Annotated in this window: 22 protein-coding genes, 2 riboswitches and 1 other annotated feature; of the genes, 2 read left to right on the top strand and 20 right to left on the bottom strand. The window is 30.5% G+C overall.

Translation table 11 applies throughout. The features are described from left to right. Positions 1-8: 8 nt before the first annotated feature. The 17 genes from LRR82_RS02030 to LRR82_RS01950 all read right to left on the bottom strand — a co-directional run bounded on the left by LRR82_RS02030 (position 9) and on the right by LRR82_RS01950 (position 23514). Entirely contained in the window at positions 9-2624 is a 2616-nt protein-coding gene (locus LRR82_RS02030) for a valine--tRNA ligase (protein WP_249029850.1), read from the bottom strand. 1 nt (position 2625) lies between these two features. Beyond that, entirely contained in the window at positions 2626-3267 is a 642-nt protein-coding gene (locus tag LRR82_RS02025; RefSeq protein ID WP_249029849.1) for a DMP19 family protein, read from the bottom strand. A gap of 34 nt (positions 3268-3301) precedes the next feature. Beyond that, positions 3302-3504, bottom strand: a binding site (T-box leader). 43 nt (positions 3505-3547) lie between these two features. Continuing rightward, entirely contained in the window at positions 3548-4459 is a 912-nt protein-coding gene (locus tag LRR82_RS02020) for a hypothetical protein (RefSeq protein ID WP_249029848.1), read from the bottom strand. Further along, entirely contained in the window at positions 4456-5130 is a 675-nt protein-coding gene (locus tag LRR82_RS02015; protein ID WP_249029847.1) for a LysM peptidoglycan-binding domain-containing protein, read from the bottom strand. The genes LRR82_RS02020 and LRR82_RS02015 overlap by 4 nt, the downstream gene beginning before the upstream one ends. Positions 5131-5186: 56 nt before the next feature. Continuing rightward, complete coding sequence (gene yihA, locus LRR82_RS02010) at positions 5187-5789, bottom strand: ribosome biogenesis GTP-binding protein YihA/YsxC (protein ID WP_249029846.1); 603 nt, start codon at positions 5787-5789, stop codon at positions 5187-5189. Between the two features lie 57 nt (positions 5790-5846). Continuing rightward, positions 5847-8168 (bottom strand): endopeptidase La, encoded by a 2322-nt coding sequence (gene lon / locus LRR82_RS02005; protein WP_249029845.1) that lies wholly within the window; start codon positions 8166-8168, stop codon positions 5847-5849. 55 nt (positions 8169-8223) lie between these two features. Further along, complete coding sequence (gene tig, locus LRR82_RS02000) at positions 8224-9501, bottom strand: trigger factor (RefSeq protein WP_249029844.1); 1278 nt, start codon at positions 9499-9501, stop codon at positions 8224-8226. 138 nt (positions 9502-9639) lie between these two features. Beyond that, a complete protein-coding gene (locus LRR82_RS01995; protein ID WP_249029843.1) occupies positions 9640-12225 on the bottom strand; it encodes an EAL domain-containing protein in 2586 nt (861 codons plus the stop codon). A gap of 184 nt (positions 12226-12409) precedes the next feature. Continuing rightward, positions 12410-12997 (bottom strand): sortase, encoded by a 588-nt coding sequence (locus LRR82_RS01990; RefSeq protein ID WP_249029842.1) that lies wholly within the window; start codon positions 12995-12997, stop codon positions 12410-12412. Next, the gene (locus LRR82_RS01985; protein WP_249029841.1) at positions 12981-14006 is read right to left on the bottom strand and encodes a Cna B-type domain-containing protein; all 1026 of its coding nucleotides are present in this window, start codon (positions 14004-14006) and stop codon (positions 12981-12983) included. The genes LRR82_RS01990 and LRR82_RS01985 overlap by 17 nt, the downstream gene beginning before the upstream one ends. Continuing rightward, the gene (locus tag LRR82_RS01980; RefSeq protein WP_249029840.1) at positions 13987-14847 is read right to left on the bottom strand and encodes a class C sortase; all 861 of its coding nucleotides are present in this window, start codon (positions 14845-14847) and stop codon (positions 13987-13989) included. Before LRR82_RS01980 ends, LRR82_RS01985 begins: the two co-directional genes overlap by 20 nt. A gap of 44 nt (positions 14848-14891) precedes the next feature. Further along, complete coding sequence (locus LRR82_RS01975; RefSeq protein WP_249029839.1) at positions 14892-16493, bottom strand: SpaH/EbpB family LPXTG-anchored major pilin; 1602 nt, start codon at positions 16491-16493, stop codon at positions 14892-14894. A gap of 1 nt (position 16494) precedes the next feature. Further along, positions 16495-18714 (bottom strand): Spy0128 family protein, encoded by a 2220-nt coding sequence (locus LRR82_RS01970; protein ID WP_249029838.1) that lies wholly within the window; start codon positions 18712-18714, stop codon positions 16495-16497. A gap of 68 nt (positions 18715-18782) precedes the next feature. After that, a riboswitch (cyclic di-GMP riboswitch) is annotated at positions 18783-18858 on the bottom strand. Positions 18859-18893: 35 nt separating this feature from the next. Next, positions 18894-18972: riboswitch (cyclic di-GMP riboswitch) on the bottom strand. Between the two features lie 141 nt (positions 18973-19113). Then, the gene (locus tag LRR82_RS01965) at positions 19114-20037 is read right to left on the bottom strand and encodes a hypothetical protein (protein WP_249029837.1); all 924 of its coding nucleotides are present in this window, start codon (positions 20035-20037) and stop codon (positions 19114-19116) included. After that, on the bottom strand, positions 20030-20908 hold the full coding sequence (locus tag LRR82_RS01960; RefSeq protein WP_249029836.1) for a LysR family transcriptional regulator: 879 nt from the start codon (positions 20906-20908) through the stop codon (positions 20030-20032). Before LRR82_RS01960 ends, LRR82_RS01965 begins: the two co-directional genes overlap by 8 nt. A 56-nt stretch (positions 20909-20964) precedes the next feature. Further along, the gene (locus tag LRR82_RS01955; protein ID WP_249029835.1) at positions 20965-22137 is read right to left on the bottom strand and encodes an MFS transporter; all 1173 of its coding nucleotides are present in this window, start codon (positions 22135-22137) and stop codon (positions 20965-20967) included. A gap of 84 nt (positions 22138-22221) precedes the next feature. After that, complete coding sequence (locus LRR82_RS01950; RefSeq protein WP_249029834.1) at positions 22222-23514, bottom strand: sensor histidine kinase; 1293 nt, start codon at positions 23512-23514, stop codon at positions 22222-22224. Positions 23515-23613: 99 nt separating this feature from the next. On the opposite strand from LRR82_RS01950, the gene LRR82_RS01945 reads away from it, so the two are divergent. Both LRR82_RS01945 and LRR82_RS01940 read left to right on the top strand, forming a co-directional pair. Next, positions 23614-24129, top strand: coding sequence for an accessory gene regulator B family protein (locus LRR82_RS01945; protein ID WP_249029833.1), 516 nt, complete (start codon positions 23614-23616; stop codon positions 24127-24129). Next, a complete protein-coding gene (locus LRR82_RS01940; protein WP_249029832.1) occupies positions 24113-24238 on the top strand; it encodes an AgrD family cyclic lactone autoinducer peptide in 126 nt (41 codons plus the stop codon). The genes LRR82_RS01945 and LRR82_RS01940 overlap by 17 nt, the downstream gene beginning before the upstream one ends. 29 nt (positions 24239-24267) lie before the next feature. On the opposite strand, the gene LRR82_RS01935 is transcribed toward LRR82_RS01940, so the two are convergent. The 3 genes from LRR82_RS01935 to LRR82_RS01925 form a co-directional block, all read right to left on the bottom strand. Beyond that, the gene (locus LRR82_RS01935) at positions 24268-24948 is read right to left on the bottom strand and encodes a LytR/AlgR family response regulator transcription factor (RefSeq protein WP_249030570.1); all 681 of its coding nucleotides are present in this window, start codon (positions 24946-24948) and stop codon (positions 24268-24270) included. 16 nt (positions 24949-24964) lie between these two features. Further along, positions 24965-25306 carry a helix-turn-helix domain-containing protein gene (locus LRR82_RS01930; RefSeq protein WP_249029831.1) on the bottom strand — a complete coding sequence of 114 codons (342 nt, stop codon included), beginning with the start codon at positions 25304-25306 and terminating at the stop codon, positions 24965-24967. Positions 25307-25426: 120 nt separating this feature from the next. Next, the gene (locus LRR82_RS01925; protein WP_249029830.1) at positions 25427-26011 is read right to left on the bottom strand and encodes a cytidylate kinase-like family protein; all 585 of its coding nucleotides are present in this window, start codon (positions 26009-26011) and stop codon (positions 25427-25429) included.

The raw sequence follows: 26011 nt of genomic DNA, 5'->3' as shown, positions 1-26011 counted from the left end.
TCACACTTTTACATTGAAGATAACTTTTCTTCTACCGATTGGTATTTTAATTGATATTCTTCTAATTTTTTCTTTTCTTCTTCTATTTTACTAGCTGGTGCTTTAGAAACAAATTTCTCATTAGAAAGCATTCCTTGACAACGTTTGATTTCTTGAGCTAACTTCTTTTGTTGTATTTCTAGTTTTACTTTTTCTGCTTCTTTATCTACATAAGCACCTAACTCTACAATTAAAGAATTACCACCTTTAATAGTAAGACTTGCAATATCTCCACTAGTTTCCTTATTATATCCTAAACAAGTAGCATTACACATTTTTTTGATATAAGGAACACAAACATCAAGTAAAGTTTCTAAAGTAGTATCTTTTGTATCAATACTATATGTGATTTCAATTGCATTCTTAATTGTATATTGGGCACGGATTTCACGAATACCTTTAATAATATCCATTAAGTATGTAAATTGATCTTGAATTCCTTCAAAATTATTTTCTTGTTTTACTACTGGCCAAGAAGAGATACAAATTGATTCTTCTACGTGTGGAATTGCTTGATAAATCTCTTCACTTACAAAAGGCATAAATGGATGTAACATTTTTACAATCGCATTTAAAACATAAATAAGTGTATGTAAAGTAGCTTGTTTAACTGATTCATTTTGTAAATGAACTTTCGCTAACTCAATATACCAAGAACAGAAATCATCCCAAATAAATGAATATAAAGAACTTCCTACATTTACAAATTCAAACTTATCCATATTTGTATCTACTTCTTTAATTACTTCATTTAAACGATTTAAAATCCATTTATCACATAAATTTAAATTATCAAAACATAAATCATTATATCCAATTTCCTCATCCATATTCATTAAAACAAAACGTGCTGAATTCCAAATTTTGTTAATGAAATTCCATGAAGATTCTAATTTTTCAGGAGTATAACGTAAATCCATACCTGGAGCTGAATTTGTAGTTAAGAAGAAACGTAATGTATCTACTCCATATTGTTCAATGACATCAATTGGATCAACACCATTCCCTAAAGATTTTGACATTTTACGACCTTTTTCATCACGAATTAAACCATGGATTAAAACATGTTTAAATGGTCTTTGGTTTGTGAATTCTAACGATTGGAAAATCATACGACTTACCCAGAAGAAAATAATATCATATCCCGTTACTAATGTATCTGTCGGGAAATATCTTTCAAATAATTCATCTTCTGTATTTGGCCAATTTAGAGTAGAGAATGGCCATAAAGCACTTGAAAACCATGTATCTAATACATCTTCATCTTGTTTCCAATTTTCAATATCACTAGGAGCTTGCTTCCCTACAAAGACTTCTCCTGTTTCTTTATGGTACCAAGCAGGTACTTGATGTCCCCACCATAATTGTCTTGAAATACACCAATCTTCAATATTCTCCATCCATTGTCCAAATGTTTTTTCAAAACGTTCTGGTACAAAGTTTACTTTTGAATCTCTTTGTTGATTTTCTAATGCTTCTCTTGCTAATGGTTCCATCTTAACAAACCATTGTTTTGATAAGTATGGTTCTACGATGGCATTTGAACGTTCAGAATGACCAACTTGATGCATATGTTTTTCAATATGATCCACTACACCTGCCTCTTGGAAATCTTCCACTAATTGTTTACGACAATCAAAGCGATCCATTCCACAATATTTATGAGCCATCTCATTCATAGTTCCATCATCATTCATACAAATAGGCATTTCTAAATTATATTTTTTTGCCAAAGCAAAGTCATTTGGATCATGTGCTGGTGTACATTTCATGACAGCAGTCCCAAAATCCATATCAATATAACTATCAGCCATAATTGGTAACGCTTCTCCATTTGCTGGATTAATTGCACTTTTACCAACCAAATCAGTATATCTAGTATCATCAGGATGAACAAAAATAGCTTGATCTGCAAACATTGTTTCCGGTCTTGTAGTTGCAATAATTAATTCTTTATCACTACCAACTACTTGATATTTAAAATAATACATTGCTCCTTCAATTTCTTTATGAATAACTTCAATATTAGAAAGTGCTGTACGTTGTGCAGGATCCCAGTTAATAATACGTTTACCTTGATAAATATATCCTTTTTCATATAACGTTATAAATACTTCTTTTACAGCTTCACTTAACCCCTCATCCAATGTAAAACGTTCTTTTGAATAATCTAAAGATAATCCTAACTTCTCCCATTGTTCACGAATATGTCCAGCATACTCTTCCTTCCAAGACCAAGCTTGTTCTAAGAACTTTTCACGTCCTAAATCATATCTTGAAATACCCTCTTGACGTAATCTTTCTTCTACCTTTGCTTGTGTTGCAATCCCAGCATGATCCATACCTGGTAAATATAAGGCATCAAAACCTTGCATACGTTTGTAACGAATAATCATATCTTGAAGTGTTGTATCCCATGCATGTCCCAAGTGTAATTTACCTGTTACATTTGGTGGTGGAATTACAATTGTATAAGGAGTTTTTGTTTTGTCTCCTGCTTCAAAGTATTTCTTATCTAACCACTGTTGATATTTTCCTGCTTCTACTTTTTTATGATCATATTTTGTTTCTAATTCTTTTTTCATTTTAATCTTCCTTTTCTACAAATTGTTCCTTGTTTTCATAGATATATTCTGCTGTATTCTTAACTAATGCAGAAGATTTCATTAAGCTTAATAACTCATTCGTATAATCTCCAAAGTTATAAGATTCATAATCTCCACCTACTTCTTCTTCACTATCACTTTCAATAATTTCTGCTAGTTTCTTAGCTGATTCTAATAACTTTGAAATTTCATGACAGTTCATTACATCAAAAGCCGGTGTTAAATAAGGGATATATGGTGCAAAGTATTCTTCTAAAAAGAAACTATGAATAGAACTATTTTTCCCTGATAAACAAGATTCTACTTGATAAATAGTAAAAACCATTCTCTCTGCTTCACTTAACATCTCCATGATTGGTGTATCATCTATTTCTTCACCATCAAATCTTTTTTCATCTTTAGCAAGAATACTGTAGATAACCATTTCTGGTAACTCTTTTCTTTCTATTTCATCAAACATATCTAATGTAATATTCGCAAATTTTTTTCTTCTCTCTAACACCATACGTGCTCTAGCTTTTCTCTCAGCTTGAATTTGGCGAATACGTAAAAAATAAAAAATACCTAAAAATATTGCCATTGCAATAAACATTGATAATACTGAAAAATCTGTTGAATCCATTTTATTTTCCTCCTTAAAATAAAAAAACACCCGTCATAAGGACGAATGTTCGTGGTACCACCTTACTTTGCATAATATTTATGCCTCTAAACTTTAACGCAGTTTTACGTGTTTAATTACTATTAGTTCACCAAACAAGCTCCTAGACTACCTTCCTTTGTTCCCTTTGTTCTTTTTCACCAACCAAGAACTCTCTACTAAAGATACCAAAGTACTCCTTCTATTCATCGCTACAATCATTCTAACAAAATCACTAAATGAAGTCAAATAGGTTTCTTATTTATTCTTTTAATTGTTCTAATAGTCCCTCTATCGAATCAATATAATAAAACAATCGTGCCATATTTATAATATTATGAACCTCATCCTGTTCTAATTCTATTATTGGAACCAAACACAATAAACTACTCAACAATACTTTCTCTTGTTTTTGTAAATGAACACGACTTAAATAATACTCAAACAATACATCAAAATCATAAATAAAATCAATCGAAGATTGATATAAAACATAGATATCATAAATACATTGCATGATATCTATCTTATCTATCGAGATTAAAGTTTGTTGTTTCATCATGATATGTTGATAATCAAAATGTTGATAAACTAAACATACCCTTAAATGATGTATTTCCTTTGTTACCATTTGATACTCATCCATAAAACTAGTTACTTTTTCCAACATTCTTTTTAAACGATAATAGTTCAATACAAACATCCACCCACTTGGACTACGATAATACATATTTTCATAGTTATTCATCATTGTTTGATAATATTTTTTTCTTGATTCTAACGTATTAGAAATATCTTGTACTTGTTTTTTAAAATAATCCTTTGAAATAGCACATTGAAAAAAACTACTATTATGAACATTAGAAATAGTTTCTAAATAATATTTAATTTTCAGTTCTTTTACAATGCCTTGATCCATTTCTAAATAAGGCATTAGATAAAAATATTGATCATGATACTTACTTAAAATATGTTTCTCTTTATTTTTACATATCCTTACAAAACAATTCATTTGTAAGGAACATATATGTTCATACATTCGTTCTAGATGAATGTTAGTTGTATATTTTAAACAATAAAACTGATCTTTTGTTTTGACTTTATAAACATATTTGCTTAAACGTATAAACCCTATCACTTCTAAATTATAGAGTTCTTGAAGACATTCTTTCATGGCATATATGGAACTATAAGAGTGATCCCTGGAGCCATTTCTTTATAATGGTTATATTCCATTAGAATATTACCATCTATTTGATAATAACTACTTATTGATTCATACGTATCCCCTGGTTTAACAATATATAAATAATAAGTACCTATTGAATCTTGATCATCTTCAAAAAATTGTCTTTTCTTACTAGGATAAACAATCTCTTCCAGCTCTTCTACCTCTGAGTCAATCACTTTAGTACTTACTACTTCTTCAATAGGATAACTATCTTCTTGAACTACCGTTTCACTTTCTCTCATCAATAACTCTATTTCTTCTATCGAATGATCTTGAACATAACGATCTTGCCCTGAAACAACTCCATGAACTCCCGCTTCAATACGAACATGTAAGTTTCCATTTTGAATCACATACGTAAAGTCTTCAATTGTAATGTGAAAATCTCTTTGATCGATAATCTTATCAAAATTAGCTAATACATCGATATCCAATGTTGTTTCAAACTTTTCTAACTCTGGTCCTTTATACTCCCCTGTAATAGAAAGTGCTCCTATTGCCCGTATCCCAACTTGTTCTAACTTATAATTAATAGATTCATCTACCGATAAAGATACTACCTCCGATAGTTTATTGTTTAAATCAATGTACTTTTCTAAAATAATTTTTTGCATAATACCCTCCTTTTTAAACAATATATGAATAAAAAAGAAAAAAAGAATAGGAAATCCTATTCTTCAAAATTAATATCACACAAACGATAAATCTCATTCCAAGCTTTATCAATCCCTAATTTTTTCAAACTAGAAAAACGAACAAAAGCATCTTCTGGTCCTAGACCTAATTTTTCTTTAATTTTCTTTTCATTTTTCTTTAAATCATTTCTTTTTAGCTTATCTTCTTTTGTTGCAATAACTACAACTGGAATATTATGATGTCTTACATATTCATACATCATTATATCATCTTTTGTTGGAGTATGACGATAATCCACAATTAACAACATTCCTTTTAACACTTCTCTAGCGTTAATATAAGTATCCATCATTGGACCAAAAGAACGTTGAATTGATTCATTTACTTTTGCATAACCATATCCAGGAACATCTACAAAGTATAGTGCATCATTTACATTAAAGAAATTTAATGTTCTAGTTTTTCCTGGTGTTCCAGATACCTTTGCAATTCCATTACGTTGAAGCATTGTATTGATAAAGCTAGATTTACCAACATTTGATCTTCCTGCTAAACATATCTCTGGTCGATCAGCTTCTGGCCATTGTGATTGCCACGCTGCCGATAAGACATATTCTGCTTTTTTTATTTTTGCCATTTTTATCACCCTTTCTAGTATAACATAGAAAAGAAAAATAGAGTCGATTTTTTGACTCTATTTTACAATTGCATGTTCTAATACTGTATCAATATGACTTGCAGTAATGATTTCTAAGTCATTTCTTACTACTTCTGGAATATCATCGATATCTTTTTCATTTTGACTAGGAATAATGATTTTTCTAATTCCTGAACGATGTGCAGAAATTGATTTTTCTTTTAATCCACCAATAGCCAATACTTGACCATGAAGAGTAACCTCTCCAGTCATAGCAACTGTATTACTTACTAACTTATTAGTAAGGCAAGAATAGATAGCAGTGATTAACGTAACCCCTGCACTAGGTCCATCTTTTTTAACAGCACCTTCTGGAGCATGAATATGAATATCCATTTTATCAAACTTAATATCTTGTAAACCATACTTTTCTTTGTTTGCTTTTAAATAATCTAAGGCAATCGTAGCAGATTCTTTCATTACATCACCTAATTGTCCTGTAATAACAAATTTTCCACTTCCATCAAAATGATTTACCTCTATTGGTAAAATATCTCCACCAAATTGAGTATAAGCCATCCCTGTTACAATACCTACTGTATCCTTCTCTAATTTTCTAGTATGCATAAAAGGTGCTTTTCCTAATAATGCTTCTAAACTAGCGATATCAACATGTACTGATTCTTCTTTGCCTTTTAAAATACGTAATACTGATTTACGACAAATCTTAGCAATCATACGTTCTAAATCACGGACACCAGCTTCTCTTGTATAGTGATTAATAATGAATAACAATGCATCATTGTCAAATATTACTTGTGTCGCTTCTAAACCATGTTCTTTTAATTGTTTTTTAATTAAATGATTTGTTGCAATCATTACTTTTTCTTGTTCTGTATAACTAGATAATTCAATTATTTCTAAACGATCTCGTAATGGTCCAGGAATATTAGATAAATCATTACATGTTGCAATAAACAACACTTTAGATAAATCATATGGTTCTTCTAAATAGTTATCAGAGAAATGTGCATTTTGTTCAGGGTCTAACACTTCTAGCATTGCACTAGTAGGATCCCCTTTATAATCACTTGACATTTTATCGATTTCATCTAATAAGAAAACAGGATTCACAACACCAGCTTTTTTCATTGATTGAATAATTCTACCTGGCATTGAACCTAAATACGTACGACGATGTCCACGTACTTCTGATTCATCCTTGACACCACCTAAAGAAGCTTTAACAAACTCTCTTCCTAAAGCATTAGAAATACTTTTTGCAAGACTTGTTTTCCCAACACCTGGTGGCCCAGCCAAACAAATAATAGGGGCTTTTAAAGATTGTGTCATTTGTTTTACAGCCAAATGCTCTACAATACGTTCTTTTACTTTTTCTAAACCATAATGTTCTAAATCCAAGATAGTTTCTACTTTTGTAATATCTTCATTGTCCGTTGTTTCTTGATACCAAGGTGTTTTCATAACCCAATCGATATAAGTACGAACTACATTTGATTCAGAAGACTGAGATGGCATTGCATCAAATCTTCTTAATTCTTCTAATACTTTTTTACGTACATGTTCTGGATAAGGATTATTTTCTAAATCCTCACGAATCGCTTGGCTATCATCTTCTTGAGGAACCGTATCTCCGAGTTCTTCTTTAATAGCTCTTAATTTTTCACGTAAATAATATTCTCTTTGATTTTCATCAATAGTGTCACGAACTCTTTTATTAATAGATTCTTCAATTTCTTGAATTTCTTTTTCACATTCAATTGCACCAGCAACTAATAATAAACGTTCATTAATATCAGATGCTTCTAATATCTTTTGTCTACTATCTAGTTCTAATGGTAAGTACTGTCCTAAAGTATCGCATAATAATGAGGCTGTAACTCCACCTTCTAATCGTGCAGATGCTTCTGAAGGGATTTTATTTCCACCTCGTCTTGCTTGAGAAGCAATATAAGCAGTAATGTTACGTACTAATGCGATTTCTTCATTCTTATCTCCAACAACATCTTCCATCACTTCTGCTGATGAAAGAATATAGCCTAAGCTATCATCATAGCTTTTTAATCGTAAACGTTTCTCTCCAAGTACCGTTAATTTAATAGTACCTGCACTATCACGTCGAATTCTCTTTTCTACTTTACATAATGTAGCCACATGGTATACACCTTCAAAACTAGGATCATCATCCATTGCATTTACTTGTGACGTAAAAATAATATGATTATCATATTGTGCTATTGCAGCTTCTACTGCCTTTAAGCTAACTGGTCTTCCAACGTCTATAGTCAGACGATTTCCTGGAAACACTAACATCCCGCGAGTACAAACTAACGGTAATGAAATCATTGATTCATTCATGGATACTCCTCCTTCCGCTTCCGCTTACTTTTTAAAAAAGACGCGAGAGCGTCTTTTATTGTAAGTTATCTTTTACTAATTGTAATGCTTTTCTCATTAATAAATCGTCTTCAATACGATCCATATTAGCACCAAAGATTTGTTTTACTTCTGCAACTTCTTTGTTGTATACTTTTGCAATTTCTTCGATTTCTGCATCAGTTTCAGCTTCTGTAACTTCTAAAGATTCAGCATCAACAATAGCAGCTAAAATTAAATTTAATTTTACTCTATCAACAGCTTGAGGTTTTACATCTTCTAAAACATCATCTTTTGTTTTACCAGTGAATTGTTCATATAATTCAAAAGTCATACCTTGTCTTTGTAAATTTTGATCAATTTCTTGTAACATCATTTCACATTCTTGGCTAACTAAAGCATCACTTGTTTCAACAGTTGAACCTGCAACGATTGCTTTAAATAAGTTTTCGTTATAAGCATTTTCTACATCTACTTCTTTTTGTGATTTTAATTCTGCTTTAATATGAGCTTTTAATTGTTCTAATGTTTCAACACCTTCGATGTTAACATCCATCGCTAATTCATCATCAATTTCAGGTAATTGTTTTACTTTTACTTCATGTACTGTTACTTTGAAAGTTACAGCAGCTCCAGCTAAATCAGTAGCTTGATAATCTTCTGGGAAAGTTACTTCTACATCTTTTGTACTTCCTAATTCCATACCAATTACTTGTTCTTCAAATCCTGGAATAAATGAACCTGAACCAATTTCTAATGGATAGTTTTCACCTTTTCCACCTTCAAAAGCTACACCATCTTTAAATCCTTCAAAATCGATAACAGCTGTATCACCATTTTCTACAGCACCTTCTTTTACTGCTAATTCAGCAAATTGTTCTTGGTAAGATTCAACTCTAGCATCGATATCTTTTTTAGCTACAGTTACACGACCTTTTTTCACTTCTAATCCTTTATAAGTTCCTAATTCAACAGTTGGTTGAACAGGTACTAAGAATTTTACAGTTAAACCATTTTCATCAACATTTTCAATTGAAAGACTTGGTTGTGCGATAGGTGTGATTTCACTAGAAGTTAAAACTTCCATGTATTTTTCTTGTAATAAGATATCAGTAGCTTCGCTAACAATGCTGCTTTCTGAGATTCTTGCTTTCACCATTGCTAATGGAGCTTTACCTGGACGGAATCCATCAACTTTTACGTTTTGTGCTAATTTGTTCGTTGCTTTTTCTCTAGCACCATTCCATTCTTCTTTATCAAACGTTACCATTATCTCAGTAATCGCATTTTCTAATTTTTTACTTGTCGTATTCATATTGTTCTCCTTATTTATTTTCAAGGCTTATTATATACTAACTGTTTACTTTATTCAACTAAAAAACTACTTTTATTAGCACTTTCAATGCAAGAGTGCTTAAAAAGTAGTTTCTAGTCACTATATCACCTAAAAAACTTATTTATTCGAAGTAAACTTAACATCTTCATACACTAAATCCATAAAATCCTGCTCCAATAAAGGCCTTGAATAATAATATCCCTGGGCAATATCGCAACCTAACCCTTTAAGAAGATTAGCTTGTTCTTTTGTTTCAACACCTTCACAAACAATTATTAGTTCTAAATCTTTTGCCATCATCACAACACTCTTAACGATAGCATAGCCTTGATCAGTTGATAGGGAATCCCCTAAAAATTGCTTATCAATTTTTAAAACATCAAATTTTAAATTCTTCAATCTATTTAACGATGATAATCCAGAACCAAAGTCATCCATTGCCACACTAAATCCAGCTTCTCTTAAATTATTTACCTTCACTATCATTTCCTCATAATTAGAAGTAAATGCACTTTCTGTGATTTCTATTTCAATATATTGATGATCTATCTCATATACATCACAAATCGTAATAATTTTATGAGTTGTTCCTTTTTGTAATAGCGTGACACCTGAAATATTAACAGCAATTTTGACTTTATTTTCCATCGAGCGAATAACTCGACAAGCTTCTTTTAAGATAAAGAAGTCAACTACATTAATAAAACCATTTTGTTCAAACAAAGGAATGAAACTATCAGGAGGTAACATACCACCATGATAATCCCAACGTACTAATGCCTCACAACCAATAATTTGACCAGTTTTAAAGTCAAACTTTGGTTGGAACATTGGGAAGAACTCATTATTTTGAATAGCCCCTTCCATCGCAGCAACAATACGATTCTTTATTTTTAATTCAGCCTCCATTTGTTCATCAAACACAAATCGAGTATGGGCATAAGTACCTTTCCCCATTCTTCTTGCAATATGTGCACAATCAACCATATACGATAATGATTCTTCCGTATTCTTAATATCATATATACCAACACTAGTCTTTAAAATCGTTTCATTAAATAGTACTTCACGTAAAGAATCTGTAATACAACCTTCGCACTTATCTTTTCCACAAATTGTTTTCCCATTATAGACTTTATCGGTCAATACCAAAAATTGATCCCCATAAATACGTGCTATTAAAGTATCAGGTCCATAAGCATGACGAATATGATCAGCAGTTAATTTAATAAGTTTTGAACCACCTTCATAACCTACCGTTTCATTTAAATATTTAAAATTATCTATATCAAAAGAAACAATACTATAACCTGGTTTTCCTAGTTCTAAAATTTTCTTTGCTTCTACAAAAAATTTCTTTTCCGTCATAAATCCAGTAAGAGGATCAACATATATTTGATCTAATAATTTCTTTCTATTCCTTTGATATAAATAAATAATAACAACCGCACTAATAAACAAATTAGCAGCTATCTCAAATCGATAAGTTACTACCACATCCATCAAAGTAAAAGAAGTATTATTTTCAGCAATAGAATTAATAACAATCGTATAAACTAAATCAGAATCTAAAGAACTTAATAATTTATTAAAAACGCTAACAATTCTTTCATCTAAAAATTTAGAATAAGACATAGTAACATCAAACTCTACCCCTAAAGGAGTAATAATATAATCACCATCAACAGCTTCTAAAACACTCTGTGCCATTGCACTTGTTGCAAGAATATAATCAACTTCCCCATTAAACAATGCATCTTCTAAAGTTTCATAATTTTCAAATAATATACTATCATCAGGTAACACCTCGGTATTTTCAAGATAGAAAGTATAATCTAAATAACCAAATGAATATCCATCAGACGAATAAAAACGTTCACTACCCACTGCCACCAATGGAAAAGTAACATAAACAACACTCTCATCATTATGATAAGAAATAGAACTGCTTTCAAAAATAGAAAGATTAATATCCACAAACTCATTATCAATTTCGCCATCACAGACATATCGTATATCAATCCCTGCATAACTAGCAATCTCATCCATTAAATCCACTGAAATACCATCTGCTTCACCCATATTATTAGTATAGCTAAAAGGAAAATGATCTGATTCATAAGCAACGATATATTCTTCTTTTGTAGATAATATTTCCCATTCATCAGCAGTTAAAACATCAAAATCATCATAGTTTTGATTAAAATAAATATCAATTAAATCCGTATAATAATCCTCATCATCTGTTCCTAAAGTAATTGCAGCAGCTTCTAGCGTTTCAATTAAATTAGTATTAGAATCCAAAGTAAAAGCATCAAAAGCCCCTAAATCAATATTTGTTATCGAATCATAAGATAGCATATATTTAGACTCTACATAACTATCTTCAACCTCAGTATACTCATTAACAAATTCTGGTTTAATAGACAATGCTACAATATCAACTTCATCTTCTACTAAACTTGTAAATAAATCACTTTTATCAATTGCTACAAACTCAAACTCTTTACCACAAACATCATATATATCTCCAAAATAATCAACTATCAAACGATAATAGCTACTATAATTATAAGTGTATTCATAGTCTGACTCTAAAACATATCCTATTTTTATCGTTTGAATAGGAGCAGCTTCAATATCAGTAAAATTCGAAAAAATAATTGCAAAACAAATTACAAAAATAAATAGTATCTTCTTCATTCATACCACTCCTCCCCAAGATTGTATGTACAAACATATAAGTAAATTATAGTTGATTAAATCAATATAATCAACTTAAACACACTACTTAATTTTAAAAAACCTCTATAAACAAAAAACAAGTTAGCCGACTTGTTTTTTGTTTAAATTAGAGGAGAAGCTCTTTTGCATTAAAATAGTATTCTTAGCTTATTCGTTCACAACGAATAACCCTTCTATAACTATTATCACTATAACAAGTGAATAGTGTTAAATCACTATCACCAATATCTTTCAATTCTTCTACTTCTGTTTCAGCAATAACATAACTTTCAGTAACTGTATATGTATGTACTGTGCCAGAAGGATCAATAAATTCAACAATATCACCTAATTCCACTTGATGAAGTGGTCCAAAATGAATAGAACTATTGTGTCCACCAATAATAAGAGTATCTTCATAAAGCAATCCATCATAATAACAAGGTGAAGAACTCAATTTTGCATCTGTCCATTCATAGTTTACAGGTAATTCAATACCTACTGACTCTATTATAATGATTCCTAAATATAAATCACCATCAATATAAACACTTTCATTGTTTTGTGTCGTATCTACTTCTTTTATTTCTGTTCCATCTAGCGTTGTCAGATAAGCATTAAAGTCATCCGTAACTGCTGAATTTTCACTACTTGTTGCAGCATTTTCTATTTGCATTTTTGCAAATAAACCAATAGCACCACAAATACAAATAGCACCAGAAACAATTAATAATTTAGCGCTTTTTTTCATGATTCCCACGTTTTTCTATGATAAGTCCCGCACTTATTAAGAATACGCCAACCGCTGCTAAAGCTTGCATTGGCCAAAGCACAACCCCAGTTTGAGGAATTTCTTCTTCAAAACTCAATACATCATCAATAATTGGAAAATCTTCTTCATAAGATAATACATCATCATATTTGAAACTGTTTTTAATAATATGAATGTTTCCTACAACTTCATAACCCACTTCATATCCAACATGCACACTAGTCTCTAATACTGCCCATACACATTCAGGATCTAAATCTTCCCAAGTATATGTCCAAGCATCTTCAATTGTTAGATTAATAACATCATACACTTGACCATCACAATATAAAGTAACTTCTACTGTAGTAGGTCGAATATTAAATAAATTATCATTTTCCCAAATCTTATTAACAGAAACAGAAATCAATTCTGGTTCTTCATAAACTTCTACTTCATTTTCTGTCATCACTACTTTTGGTGCTGTAGTTTGTTCATAACTATATTCACCAGTAACAACATCATAAGTTGGTACAGAAACTAAAACAGTATCGCTACTATAAGTTGTTTCCACCAATCCATCTTCACTTAAAATCGTTAAATCTTCAAATTCAATAATATATAATCCAGTAGCCAAACCACTAAGCGTAACATATCCATACTCATTGGTTACTACAGTATAGTCAGATTCAATTAAATTAGCGTTCATTAAGACACCTAACGTATCTTTATAGTCGCTCCATTCTTCATTCGAAGAATAATCATCTGCCATAGGCAAACCATCAAACTTCTCTGTTGCAGAGTATTCACCATAAGATGAGATTGTAGCTACTTGGGTAACTTTACAAGTAATACCACTTAATTCAATATCATCATAACTATATTTAATTGTAATCGATCCTTGGGCTGAAGTATCAATTAAACCCATTGCCTCAACATTTACCACACTTATTAAACATACTAATAAACAAGCAACTGCTACAAATGCTTTACGTAGATATTTCATCATTTAAGCTCCCTTCTTCTTGAATAAATTCTCTTTGTTTTTTACTTCTCTTTTTCTTCTTTATTATAACCACTATTAACAAAATAAACAAGATTACAACAATAAAAATCACTAATTGGAATAATACAAAAGTATTATTACTAACATGTTCTGTATAATATTCTTCAGGAGTTTCAATACGTTCTCCCATAACTAATAAACGATGTGAATTTACACCATAAGGTGTACAAGTAATCAATGTTACTAAATCCCTATCAGCTTGTACTCCTAGATACGAGGTATCAGAAGGTAATACAACATTTATTTCTACTATTTCATAAGTAAATACTTCATCTAAAATCAGTAATGTAAACGTATCACCAATTTCTAATTCATCTAAATCTGTTAATAAATCAGCAGACGGTAATCCCGTATGTCCACTTAATACAGTATGCGTACCAATATCACCAGTAGGCAAAGATGATCCCTCTAAATGACCAACACCTCTTGATAATTCTGATTCCGCTGTTCCATGATAAATAGGTAGTGAAACATCAATTTCATCAATTTCTAAATATCCTATCATACCATTGTAAATATCAAATGCATTTATATAATCGATATTGTAAGGTTCTCCACTAATAAACTGACTAGCGCCTTCCACTATCTTTGAATTGTACTCTCTTGCTTCTTCAAAAAGTTCTTCTGCGTTTTCAATTTGATATTCGATTACTTCTTGGTAAGCAGTTATTGCTTGTGAACAATATAAACTGTTGTAAAAATTTGAAAAGCTAGGGTATAGCATGATGGAAAGACCAACAATGAATAACAAAGCAAATGCAATTGTCGAACTCTTCTTCTTCATTGGACTCTCCCTCATGTTCCCTAATATGTTTTATATTCTTTTAATTAATTTTTTTCTTCTTCTTTACGGCTTTTTAAGAATAATACAACTGCACCAACCATAATCACTGCACCTGCACCATAGAAAATCACTGTACCCATACCACCTGTTGAAGGTAATAAAGAGTTTGTAGTATTTCTAATAGTAATTGCTAAATCTGTTTCACTAATATAAGCACTGTCAGTTACTAATGTTTCTAAAGCACCTGTTGTTTCATTATATGTTGCACTAATCACAAATTCAATTGGATCAATTGCATTATATCCTTCAGGAGCAGCAGTTTCTTTAATTGTATAAGTTTTAACATCATCTAAACCAACAATAGTAAATAAACCAGTTTCATCAGTAACGATTTGTCCACCGTTTTCTAAATCAGCAGCTTCACCATCGTAAATAGCATATGTGTTAGTTTCTTCATCTATTAAAATTAAGTTAATTTGAACATCACCTTCAAATAATGCGAATGTAGCATCAGCTAATGCTGTTTCTCCATCTGCAGTAGTTTTGAAAACATCTAAACTAAATGTATAATCATAAACTTCATCTTCACTTTGTCCTTTATCACTTGAATCATAAGGATTATTACTGAAATCTAATACTACAGTATTTGTATTTTTATCAAAATCTAAAGCTGCTTTTGTTGTTAATTCAGCTGTATAGTAAACATATACATGAGAAGCTGAAGTATCTGTTACGATATCTTCTACATTGAATTCAACAGTAAATCCATCATTTTCTTCATTTACTGATAAACTATAATATTCTGAATCTAAAACTGTTCCCGCTGTATAATCTGTATAAATAACGATAGTTCCATCATTATAACTTAATCCTTCACTTAATGTATCTGTCATTGCATAGTAGTAGCTAGAATAAGCTTCTAAGTTATTTAATGAAGGTAAAGTACCTGTTAATAAGAACTCTACATCATCTCCGATTTGGTTATCAGCAACATCTTGCCAAGAATCATCATCATTGTCTTTAATTTGTTTAGAAACAGTTGGTGCGAATGATTTAATTGCGATATCTAAATCACCAGTTACAGTATCCATCATACCTGCAACAACAATTCCATCTACACCTGGTTCAGCAGTAGTATCTACAACAATATAATAACCTAATTCTACGTCACTAGCAACTGCTTCTTCAGTATCTAAGTTACCTGCTTTTGCTCCAGTTAATGTATAATCTGCAGTTATCCCATTTGCATCAATAAATGCAGTCATTAATTCATAAAATGCTGTCATGTTATCTGCATAAGTATTTACTAATTCAAGAGCACGACCAACTTTAGCATCGTCATCTAAATCTGTGAATACATATTCATTAGCATCTTCACCAATCATAGTGCCTGTGAAGAAATCTCCAAAATCACCATTGAAATCCCAGCTAGTAATTACTGTATCTCCATCATCATTTGTACCTACAGTAATATCGAAAATACGATAAGCTGCAAAATCTTTCCCTACAATCGTAATTGATGTTTCTGCAGGATCATTTGTTACTACGATATCTCCACTTGTCGTTGCAAATGTCGAAACACCTGTTGCTGTCATACTTGTTAGAAAAACAAATGCTACAAGCAATACTTTTAATAATTTTTTCATTCTAATTTCCTCCTCTTTCCTCTTTTTTAAGAATGATTGATAAACCTATAACCATAATTCCTAAAACATAATAATGCAAAGCCCCAAAACCTCCTGTGTTAGGTAAAACAAAGTCTTCATAACTTGGTTGATCTATACTGTTTTCAAAATAGATAGTATCAACACTTTCACTAACTTGTTCTCCTTCACTATTTACTACTTTACTAATAGTTACATTCGATACATACTGACTATTTGTAATTGTAATATCTACAGTAACCATATAAACACTTTGGTCATAGATAACACTACCAGTACTATCTGGTATTACTTCACTAATCATAAACTCATATGTACCTGTTTTTGAGAATTCTATATCATCAAACACAAAGTTCCCTTGTGCATCCGTTGTAGCTGTTAATGGGAAAATCCCAGCTGTAAAATCACTTTCTTGACTTTCGTCTACTAATTCTAATATAAAATCAAAACTCATATCTGATAAGTCACCATCAATAAATGTTTTATCACCTTCAATAATAACTTCAATCATTTGCATTTCAGTTCCAGTATATGGGAACATATGTAATTCTGTTTCTCCACTATGGAAGTCATTAACGATTACACAACCATTAATATTTCCTCCACCCCATCCTGTTATCGTTGTACCTGTAAAAGCATAACGATATAAATCAACATTAGGAGCAATGATATGTCCTTGAATATCATCATTTTGATCACCTAGAACCATACTTCCAGTAACATAAGGTAAATTGAAGACAATTTGATTTCCTTGTTCTCCATATTCAACACCTTTACCCCCACTACCATAACTATTTACAATCTTTTCTCCATTTAAATAAAGTTCGATAACTGGGAAAATAGAATATGTTTCACCATCATCTAATGTAATCTTGCTTAAATTATCACCTGCAAAACTTACTGTTGTTGCATCCAAATAATTATTAGTCTCATCATCGTAATCTTCAGGATAATTAATACGAATTGTATCTAATCCAGTAGCATCTAAAATTGTATAACTTTTTTCTGCATCTATTGTTAATACTCCATCTACATAATCAGCTGGCGTAACTTGAACAACAGTTGTTTGTTGCCCTTCAATAGACCCTTCATCCACTAAATCCTCACCTTGTGCTAAAATAGAACCATACATCTCACTAAAATCTACATAATAATCATTTTGATAAATATCTCCTTGAGCAGAATAGTTTGGAGATTTGAAAGTTACATCATCTTTTGTAACATACCACTGAGTCCATGTTTCCTCACCTAAGCTAATAAACACATCGCTAAGAGTAGTATAGAAAGCAGGAAGAACAAATCCAGCATCTGTATTTTCGAAACCATAAGTTAATAAAGCGGTAGAAGTTACTTCCCACCCTGCATCTAGGGGTAGTAAATCACCAATAAAACTTGAAATTCCTTTTGCATAATCCGAAACTGATATACTTGCTGTTGGTGTTACCGTATCCGAACCTATTTCATCATCTGAATGGTAATATACTGAAGCTCCAGCAATAATAGGTCCAACAATATGAGTAGCCACTATATCGTTTCTAGAAATCACATTATAATGTGATAATAAGTATTCTAAATCGTAACTTCCACCAGTTGTTAAGAAAGTATCCGATGTATAATTTGTATCTTGGTCTGTTTCTGTTTCCAGCCTATTTGTTATTTCTAAAGTGACATCAAAATTTAATGCTTCAGTTGATGAGAATTCTCCGACACCATCATTTGTAATATCAAGTGGGAAGTTTTCATCACTGCTTGTTACTGTGACGGCTGTTTTAGCCCCATCAATAATTGAACCATCCCAATCATCGAGTAATTCTACACTAACATTTCTAACCTCGATAAGGGCCCCAGCTGCTACATCTGTTAATGATAATTTATAACCAGCACTTTCAAATGTATCATCGTATTGACCAGCTACAAATGATTGTTCAACTATTTCACCATTTACATATACCTCAACCGCATTAACTTGTTCTTGAGCACCCCAATAATAATTGTCACCAATAAGGAAAACTAATTCAATATCTACATCAAACGTAATACCCTCTATTTCAAGAAGAGTAATATCCATTGATGCAGTTCCATTTAATTCATCTGCATACATCTTATTATTACCGATAACAGATCCCAGGGCTATTAACATACAAAGTAATAACACTCTTGTTGCATCCGTATATTTATGTGATTTTCTAGTATAATTTTTCATGGCCCTTCACCTCCGGTTTAATTTGATTTTCAAAATAAAAAATGCAAACCTAGAATAATATCATTCTCGTTTGCAACTGGCTGACTCCCCCGAGTCCCTATAGCTTTGTGTCACCACCTTGCGATGGCTTTACCTATTTTATTAGTTAAAAAAATCTATATCAAATCATTTATGATATGGATTGTAACTGGCTGACTCCCCCACAGAGTCCCTATAGCTTTGTGTCACTATCTCACGATAGTTTTACCTTTGGTTGATATACTTTACACCCTTTATTATAGAGATATTCCATACAATGTCAATAGGTTTAATAAAAAAAATATCATTTTTACATACTTTTTTGAATTTAATATGAATTAAGTGGGATTTTTGTTTAATCCCACCAATTTATATATAGTTTTAGAATTCAATCTTCTTAAATGAGTCTAGCATATCCAATATTTCTTGTCCTTCCACATGATAAGACGCTTCAATATCTGCTAAATCTACTTCCATATACTGTAACATACATAGATAATAGTGAATAGCACCAGCAATAAGGGATACTTCTAGATCATCTATGTATTTTGGATACATGGTATAAAAATAATAGTTAGCGAATTGCTCGCACATCATATATAAAGATGGATTATCATCTTCAACATGACTAGATAATAATTCTAAAACAGACGATACAAAATCTTGTTGTAAAACCATTGGTGCAAAACTAGGGTTAATGTCATACTCTGCTCCATCTTTTAATACAATAAATTCTTCATCAATATCTTGTTCTATCATTAGTTCTATTAATAAACTCTTTGCAAAAGCAGTATTACTATTCTTTTGTAAAAAAGAACGGATGCTTGGTATGAGTCTTCTAATGTTTAATTTTTGCATTTGTTCGATAGCTAAATAAAGCAAATCTTCATTAGTTTGTTCTTTTGATAAAATAGATTCAATATCATCTAGATCAAAGATCGTTGCATTTGTTAGATTATCTTGATTCATTTCTTGTTTTGCTAGTAATAGTTCATCATATGCTGTATCAAATGTTGTCTCATATTGATATGGGATATAAGGCATTGATAATTCTTCTACTACAATATTAATTGCATCTTCAAATTCTTCTAATTCTTTTAAAATACTTAACTGCATTGCAACAACATCATAATAAGTATCTTGTGCTAACATCTTAGCTTGCATCGCTTCTTTTTTAGCTTGTTGATAATCTTGTAAACCATACAAACAAACTAATCGATAATACCTAGTTTGTTCATCTTCCATGTTTTCTAATAATTCTAATGCTTCTTTGTATTGTAAGTTTTCAATATATTGGTTAATCATCTTTTTTTAACTCCTTAAATATAGTTTGATATGTTGGTGCAAAAACACTGTTTTTACGCCAAACTAACGAAATATTATGTTCTATTGGGAAATCCTTGATAGGTATTTCCTTGATTGTTTTTGATTTTAATTCTTTTTCTATGGTTTTACGATAAACAAAAGAAATTCCACAATTAGACTGAACAAAACGAATAATAGCTTGAATATTATTAATTTCGATATGATTTTCAAATTCATCTAATGTATAATTACGTTCTTTTAGATAACGTTCTAAAATATCTCTATTCCCTGATCCCGCTTCTCTTAAAATAACTCTTTCTTGAAACAATTGTTCTATTGTGTATTCATCATATAATAATGGGAATTCTTTACTACAAACAGCTACAAAAGGTTGCTGATTGTAAACTAAATAATCATATTCTTGTTTATTAAAGTTTCCTTCAATCATGGCAAAGTCAATTTGACCACTATCTATCTTTTCTAACAAGATTGCTGTATTAAATACTTGCATCGATAAAGTAACATCTTCATGTTGTTTTACAAAACGAATCATTTTATCTGTTAATAAATATTGGCCTACTGTTAAAGTAGTTCCAAATGACATTCTTTGTATTTCTTTTTCTTTTATTTTTTCACGTAAAAATAAATCATCATGTTTCATTGTTGTAACAATACTCAATAAATAGGATCCTGATTTAGTAAGAAATATCTTTTTTCCATGATGTTCAAACAAATCCACCCCATACACTTCTTGTAAATATTTAATATGTTGTGATACAGCTGGTTGAGTTATATTCAACTCTTGTGCGGCATGAGTGAAATTCATATGTTTGCACACAGCAATAAATGTATCAATACGAAAGTCTAGCATATAAAATTCCTCCTCATAGCATTATAACAAAAAAGCGCCCATTAAAAAAGCACCAATTACTTGATGCTGACTAAACCCATACATACAATAACTGTTCCTATAATCGAACCAACAGCTCCTATTAATAAAACAGTACTTACTCCATACGCATCTAACAAGATTCCTCCAATTAAACTAGCAAACACATTACTTAACGTAATTGCCCCTGTTAACATCGCTTGTCCTTTCGTTAAATCACTATTTTCAACTACTTCATTCATATAATAAACAGAAGCCGGTATAAACAATGCATACCCTGCTATTTGTGTAGCTTGGGCTATATAAATAACAAACATACTTGATGCTAAGTAAGTAATCACATGCTTTATAGAAAAGAATATTACTGCTATTTTAAATAGATTGCTACATTTTATTTTCTTTAAAAACAAGGTAAAGAAAGTCATTGTCGGTAATTCTAACATTGCCGCTAAAAAGATTGCTTTCCCCATACTAGAACTTGTACCACCAACATTTGTTACAATTTGGATAAAAAAGTTGTTAATAATAGCATGATCTAAATAAACAAATACTACTCCTGCTAATACAATCATTACTCGTTTGTATTTTTTTACAAAACCTAACAAACTTAATTGACTTACTACTTCTTTTTCTACTATATTTTCTTGTTTTAGGGCAAAAGTATGAATAAACATAAACAAGATCATACTTATCACCATATAACATAATGGCAAAATAGTTGCTGATACTGATTCTAATAAAATACCTAATCCCAAAGAAGTGAAAGCATAAGCCACTGATCCCATCCCTCTAGCAAGACCAAAATTCAATACATAGCCTTGTTTTTCAAAACCAAAAGCAATGGAATTAATAAGTGGTTGTAATGTCAGTAATATCACTAAAACAAAAGCATGTAATACAATTAATACTATTTTATCCAAAGATAAGAAATATAAAATAGCAGAAGCTATTACAACTAATGTTAAAGCTATTTTAATAACAGTATTTAAAGAAACCTCTCTATGTTTATCTACAAAAGACGCAATAATTGGCTGACAAATAACACTAACCACACTAGACATTGCTAAACTAATCCCTATTTGTCCATTACTAAACCCTAATTCTAATAAATAAACCGAAGCATATCCCAACATTGCACAATAATTCATTAAATAAAATATTTGGATAGCAATATATTTTATATCTAATACTTTATTTGTTTTTTTATCCATGATCTCACTCTCCCTTACCAAACTATACACCATTCCCAAATAAAAAAAGTTTTTTTCCAAAACCAGAAAACAAACTACAAAAAACTAAGCTATCTTTTCATTATCTAACAATATGCACAAATGAGAAAACTGATTCTCTTCTATTTGATAATAATCTTGTCCCTGATATTTTTCTACTATTTCTTGAATAACGCTCATCCCTATCCCATGACCCTGTTTATCAGCTTTGGTAGTAACAAGATTTTTACCATTCTTCTTTATTTCATGATTTAAACTATTTTTCACTAAAAATGTAGAAACATGTTCATCTTGAAAATCAAATCGTAATTCAATTTGTTTTTCTTTAGACTGCCCTGCTGCTTCAATCGCATTATCTAACAAATTACCTACCAACCCTGTCATATCAACATCATCTATATAACTAACCTCATGACCAAACACCATATAATGAACATCAATTCCTAAGTTTTTAGCATAACTCACTTTATTGCTTAACATATAATTTAAAACACTACTATTGGTATTAAAAACCACTTGTCTAGAAGATAGCTTTATTTTATTCAAATATTCTTTTGCCAAACATGTATCATTTTTATCAATCATATCTTCAATAACCAAAATATGTTTATCAAAATCATGGCTTATCTTTGACATCTTATCAACTAAACTCTCCATTTCTATTTGTGATTGTTGTTCATAACGAATTGCTTCAATCAATATTTGTTTTCTTACTCCTTCCCTAGCACTATTCGATAACTCCATACATAAAACATAAACTAATATATTTGTCACAATTGCTCCTATAAAAACTGAGAAAGTAGAAAATAAATTCATATTATTTTGAATATATTCATAAAAACAAATATGACAAATAACTAAAGAAGTAACACTAATACAAGCAACCCATTTCCATACTATTTGATCAAAATAGACTTGATTTGAATTTCTTTGTTTCAAACATAAATATTCAAAATATAAAGCTGCTTTACTTAACAATGTATAAAAATTTAGCACCTCTGATTCTGTACCATTCAACAAACTAGTAGTTGATTCCGCACTTAAAAACGCTAATACCAAAAATAATGCATTAATAACCATTAAATTCACTGCAACCAAAAATACTGTCATTATTATTTTTCTAAAATTTGTCCCCGTTGATAAATAACCATAAACAAATAAACAAAACAAAAAGATTACAAATGAAAAAATACCATTATTATCAACCACACCCACATAGTGCATCATTACACCATAAACAACAGACAAAATAATCTTTGTCCCTAACTTTGTATCTTTATACTTCAAAAATACATCACATAACAACAAACATAAAAACATTTCTCCAAAAGCAAAAACTAATAAAATGACTATATCCATCAAAAACCTCCATATTTTACCTCTATTGTTATAATTTTACCACATTGTTTACAATTCCACACTATTTTAGTATGATTTCGTAGAAAGAAGGAGATTTATATGAACATTATTGGATTATCAAATAAGTTAGCACATAAAATTACAGTAAGCGATGACTTAGAGGACATTCAAATATTAAGATATGGTATCGAAGCAATAATAACAACAACCATTAACACTGCATTAGCAATACTAGTCTCTATTACATGTGGGTTGTTTTATGAATTTGTTTTATTTAATATTATTTTTGTCCCTTTTCGTAAAGCACATAAAAGCTATCACTGCAAAACATTTTTACAATGTACTATATGTTCTAATATTCTCATGTTTTTAACAACAACGATGATACATACAGTAGCTGCGCCTAGATATATATATTATGTTTTTGCAGTGTTATTAGTAATTAATTACTTAGTTTCTTATGAAAAGAACTTATTTATCCACGGTATCATGTTCATTGCTTTTTACATCGTGTATTGCTTAAATTCTACTATTAGTTTTTGTATGTTTTTAGCAGTACTAATAACTATATTATTAATTATATTAAGGAGATTATCACATGAAAAAACAATTTAAATCATTATTATGTTTAGGTATCTGTGCTATTGCACTTTCAGCAAGCAATATTGGAACATTCTTCTGGTTATATGAACCAGAAATGCCTGCCAAATTAAATAACAAATAAAAAATCACTCTTTCTTTTAAAAGACCAAACTAACTGTTTGGTCTTTTCATTTTATATGCATTTGTTCTTTGTAAGAGATTGTTTTTATGGGTATAGCTAATTGGTAATGTTGTATCGTCCCATAATATAAGATGCTTTCTACCACTATGTACATACCTTATATTTTGGATGTGAACCATTGTTCCATATATTGGTATTACAAAATCATCGTCATAAAATTGAACAACAAAGTCTTTAAATGAATATCTAATTTTATATGTTTGATTTGCGTGAATATAAAGATAATTCTTTTGTTTTTCTATATATCTTATTTCCTCTTTAGGAATATTAATATGAACACTGCCCTCATTTAATATTATCCTTTGGTTATTTTGTTCCATCTGTTCTATTAACTTTTCCATCATAATAGGAAAGTATTTTGATAACTGTTGTTTTTGGATATACCAGAAAATATGATATGCAAAGCTTTGATAAATATATTCATTATGAGAGCTAATGATAACTTTTAAAATGTTTTCTTTTCTAATTTTTTCTAATAGATCAAAAGCTGTCATCGTTTTCATTTCATAATCTATTAGTATTGCATGATAATGTTTTATATTTTCTAATAATTCATTAGGATCTTGATAAGATGTGAGTTCTATTTTATGTAAATAAGGTTTGAAGTGTTGCTGAAGTTTTTCTAAAAATTGTTGGTCATCATCACATATTGCAATGCGATATATCTTATTTATTGTATTTATAAACGATAAACTCCTTTAATAACTCAAATTCATCAATTGCTACTTCTACATCCCACAAAGAGTCTGGTATGGATACAAAGTGTTTATTATCTACCAAAGTTTTGCCTTGGTTATATTGTTGATCTGGTTTATTTGTTAACTCTAAAATAAAATCAGTAGAAACATTAAAATATTTTGCTATTAAAATAATTGTTTCCACTTTAGGCTTTCTCTTGTTTTGTTCATATGCTGCCAAAGTACTATGCCCTATTTTTAATATCTTCGCTAATTCTTCTTGTTTTAGGTTATGTTCGTTACGTAAAAATTGAATTCTTTCTCCAATCATGTATACCTCCTCCTTCATCACTCTTATTATAATTATTTATCTGCGATTTTAGAGAAAGCACTCTTTAATGAGTTATTATTTATTTCACCGCTCATTTATGAGTAGTGAAAAAGACTATTTCTAGTCTTTGTTATCAAAAATTCCACGAATGGCTTTGATTACATTATCAAATCCCATATCGCTATTTAATGTAATATCATAACTACTTACATTACCCCATCTTTGTTCTGTATAATAATTATAATAGCTAGCACGTTGCTTGTCCTTTTTTTGAATGTATTTTTTAATATCTTCTTGATCTTCTCCGTATTCTTCTTGGACTCGCTGAATACGAGATTCTAAAGGAGCATGTATAAAGACACGAATAACATCCTCTCTGCCCTGTAAAAAAGCATCCGCACATTGATTTACAATAATACACTGATCGTATTTTGCTAGATGACGAATAATCTTTGCTTGAGCACCATAAACCTTATCATTCATTGGTAAATCCATATGAAAAGATCCGGTATTGTACATAAATGGTGAACTTTTAGTCTCTGCCACTTCCATAACTACAGAAACATCAACCCCTAATTCCAATGCTGCTAAATGAATCACTTCGTTATCATAATATACTAAACCCAATTCCTCTGCTAATTTTTGTGCAATCCCTCGCCCACCAGATCCATATTCACGAGCAATTGTAATGATTCTCTTTTTCAT

This window comes from Tannockella kyphosi, from assembly GCF_021054785.1.
GTDB classification, from domain to species: domain Bacteria; phylum Bacillota_I; class Bacilli_A; order Erysipelotrichales; family Coprobacillaceae; genus Tannockella; species Tannockella kyphosi.
The sequence above is the reverse complement of the archived record's forward strand: the minus strand, read 5'-3'. Positions and strand labels throughout refer to the sequence as shown.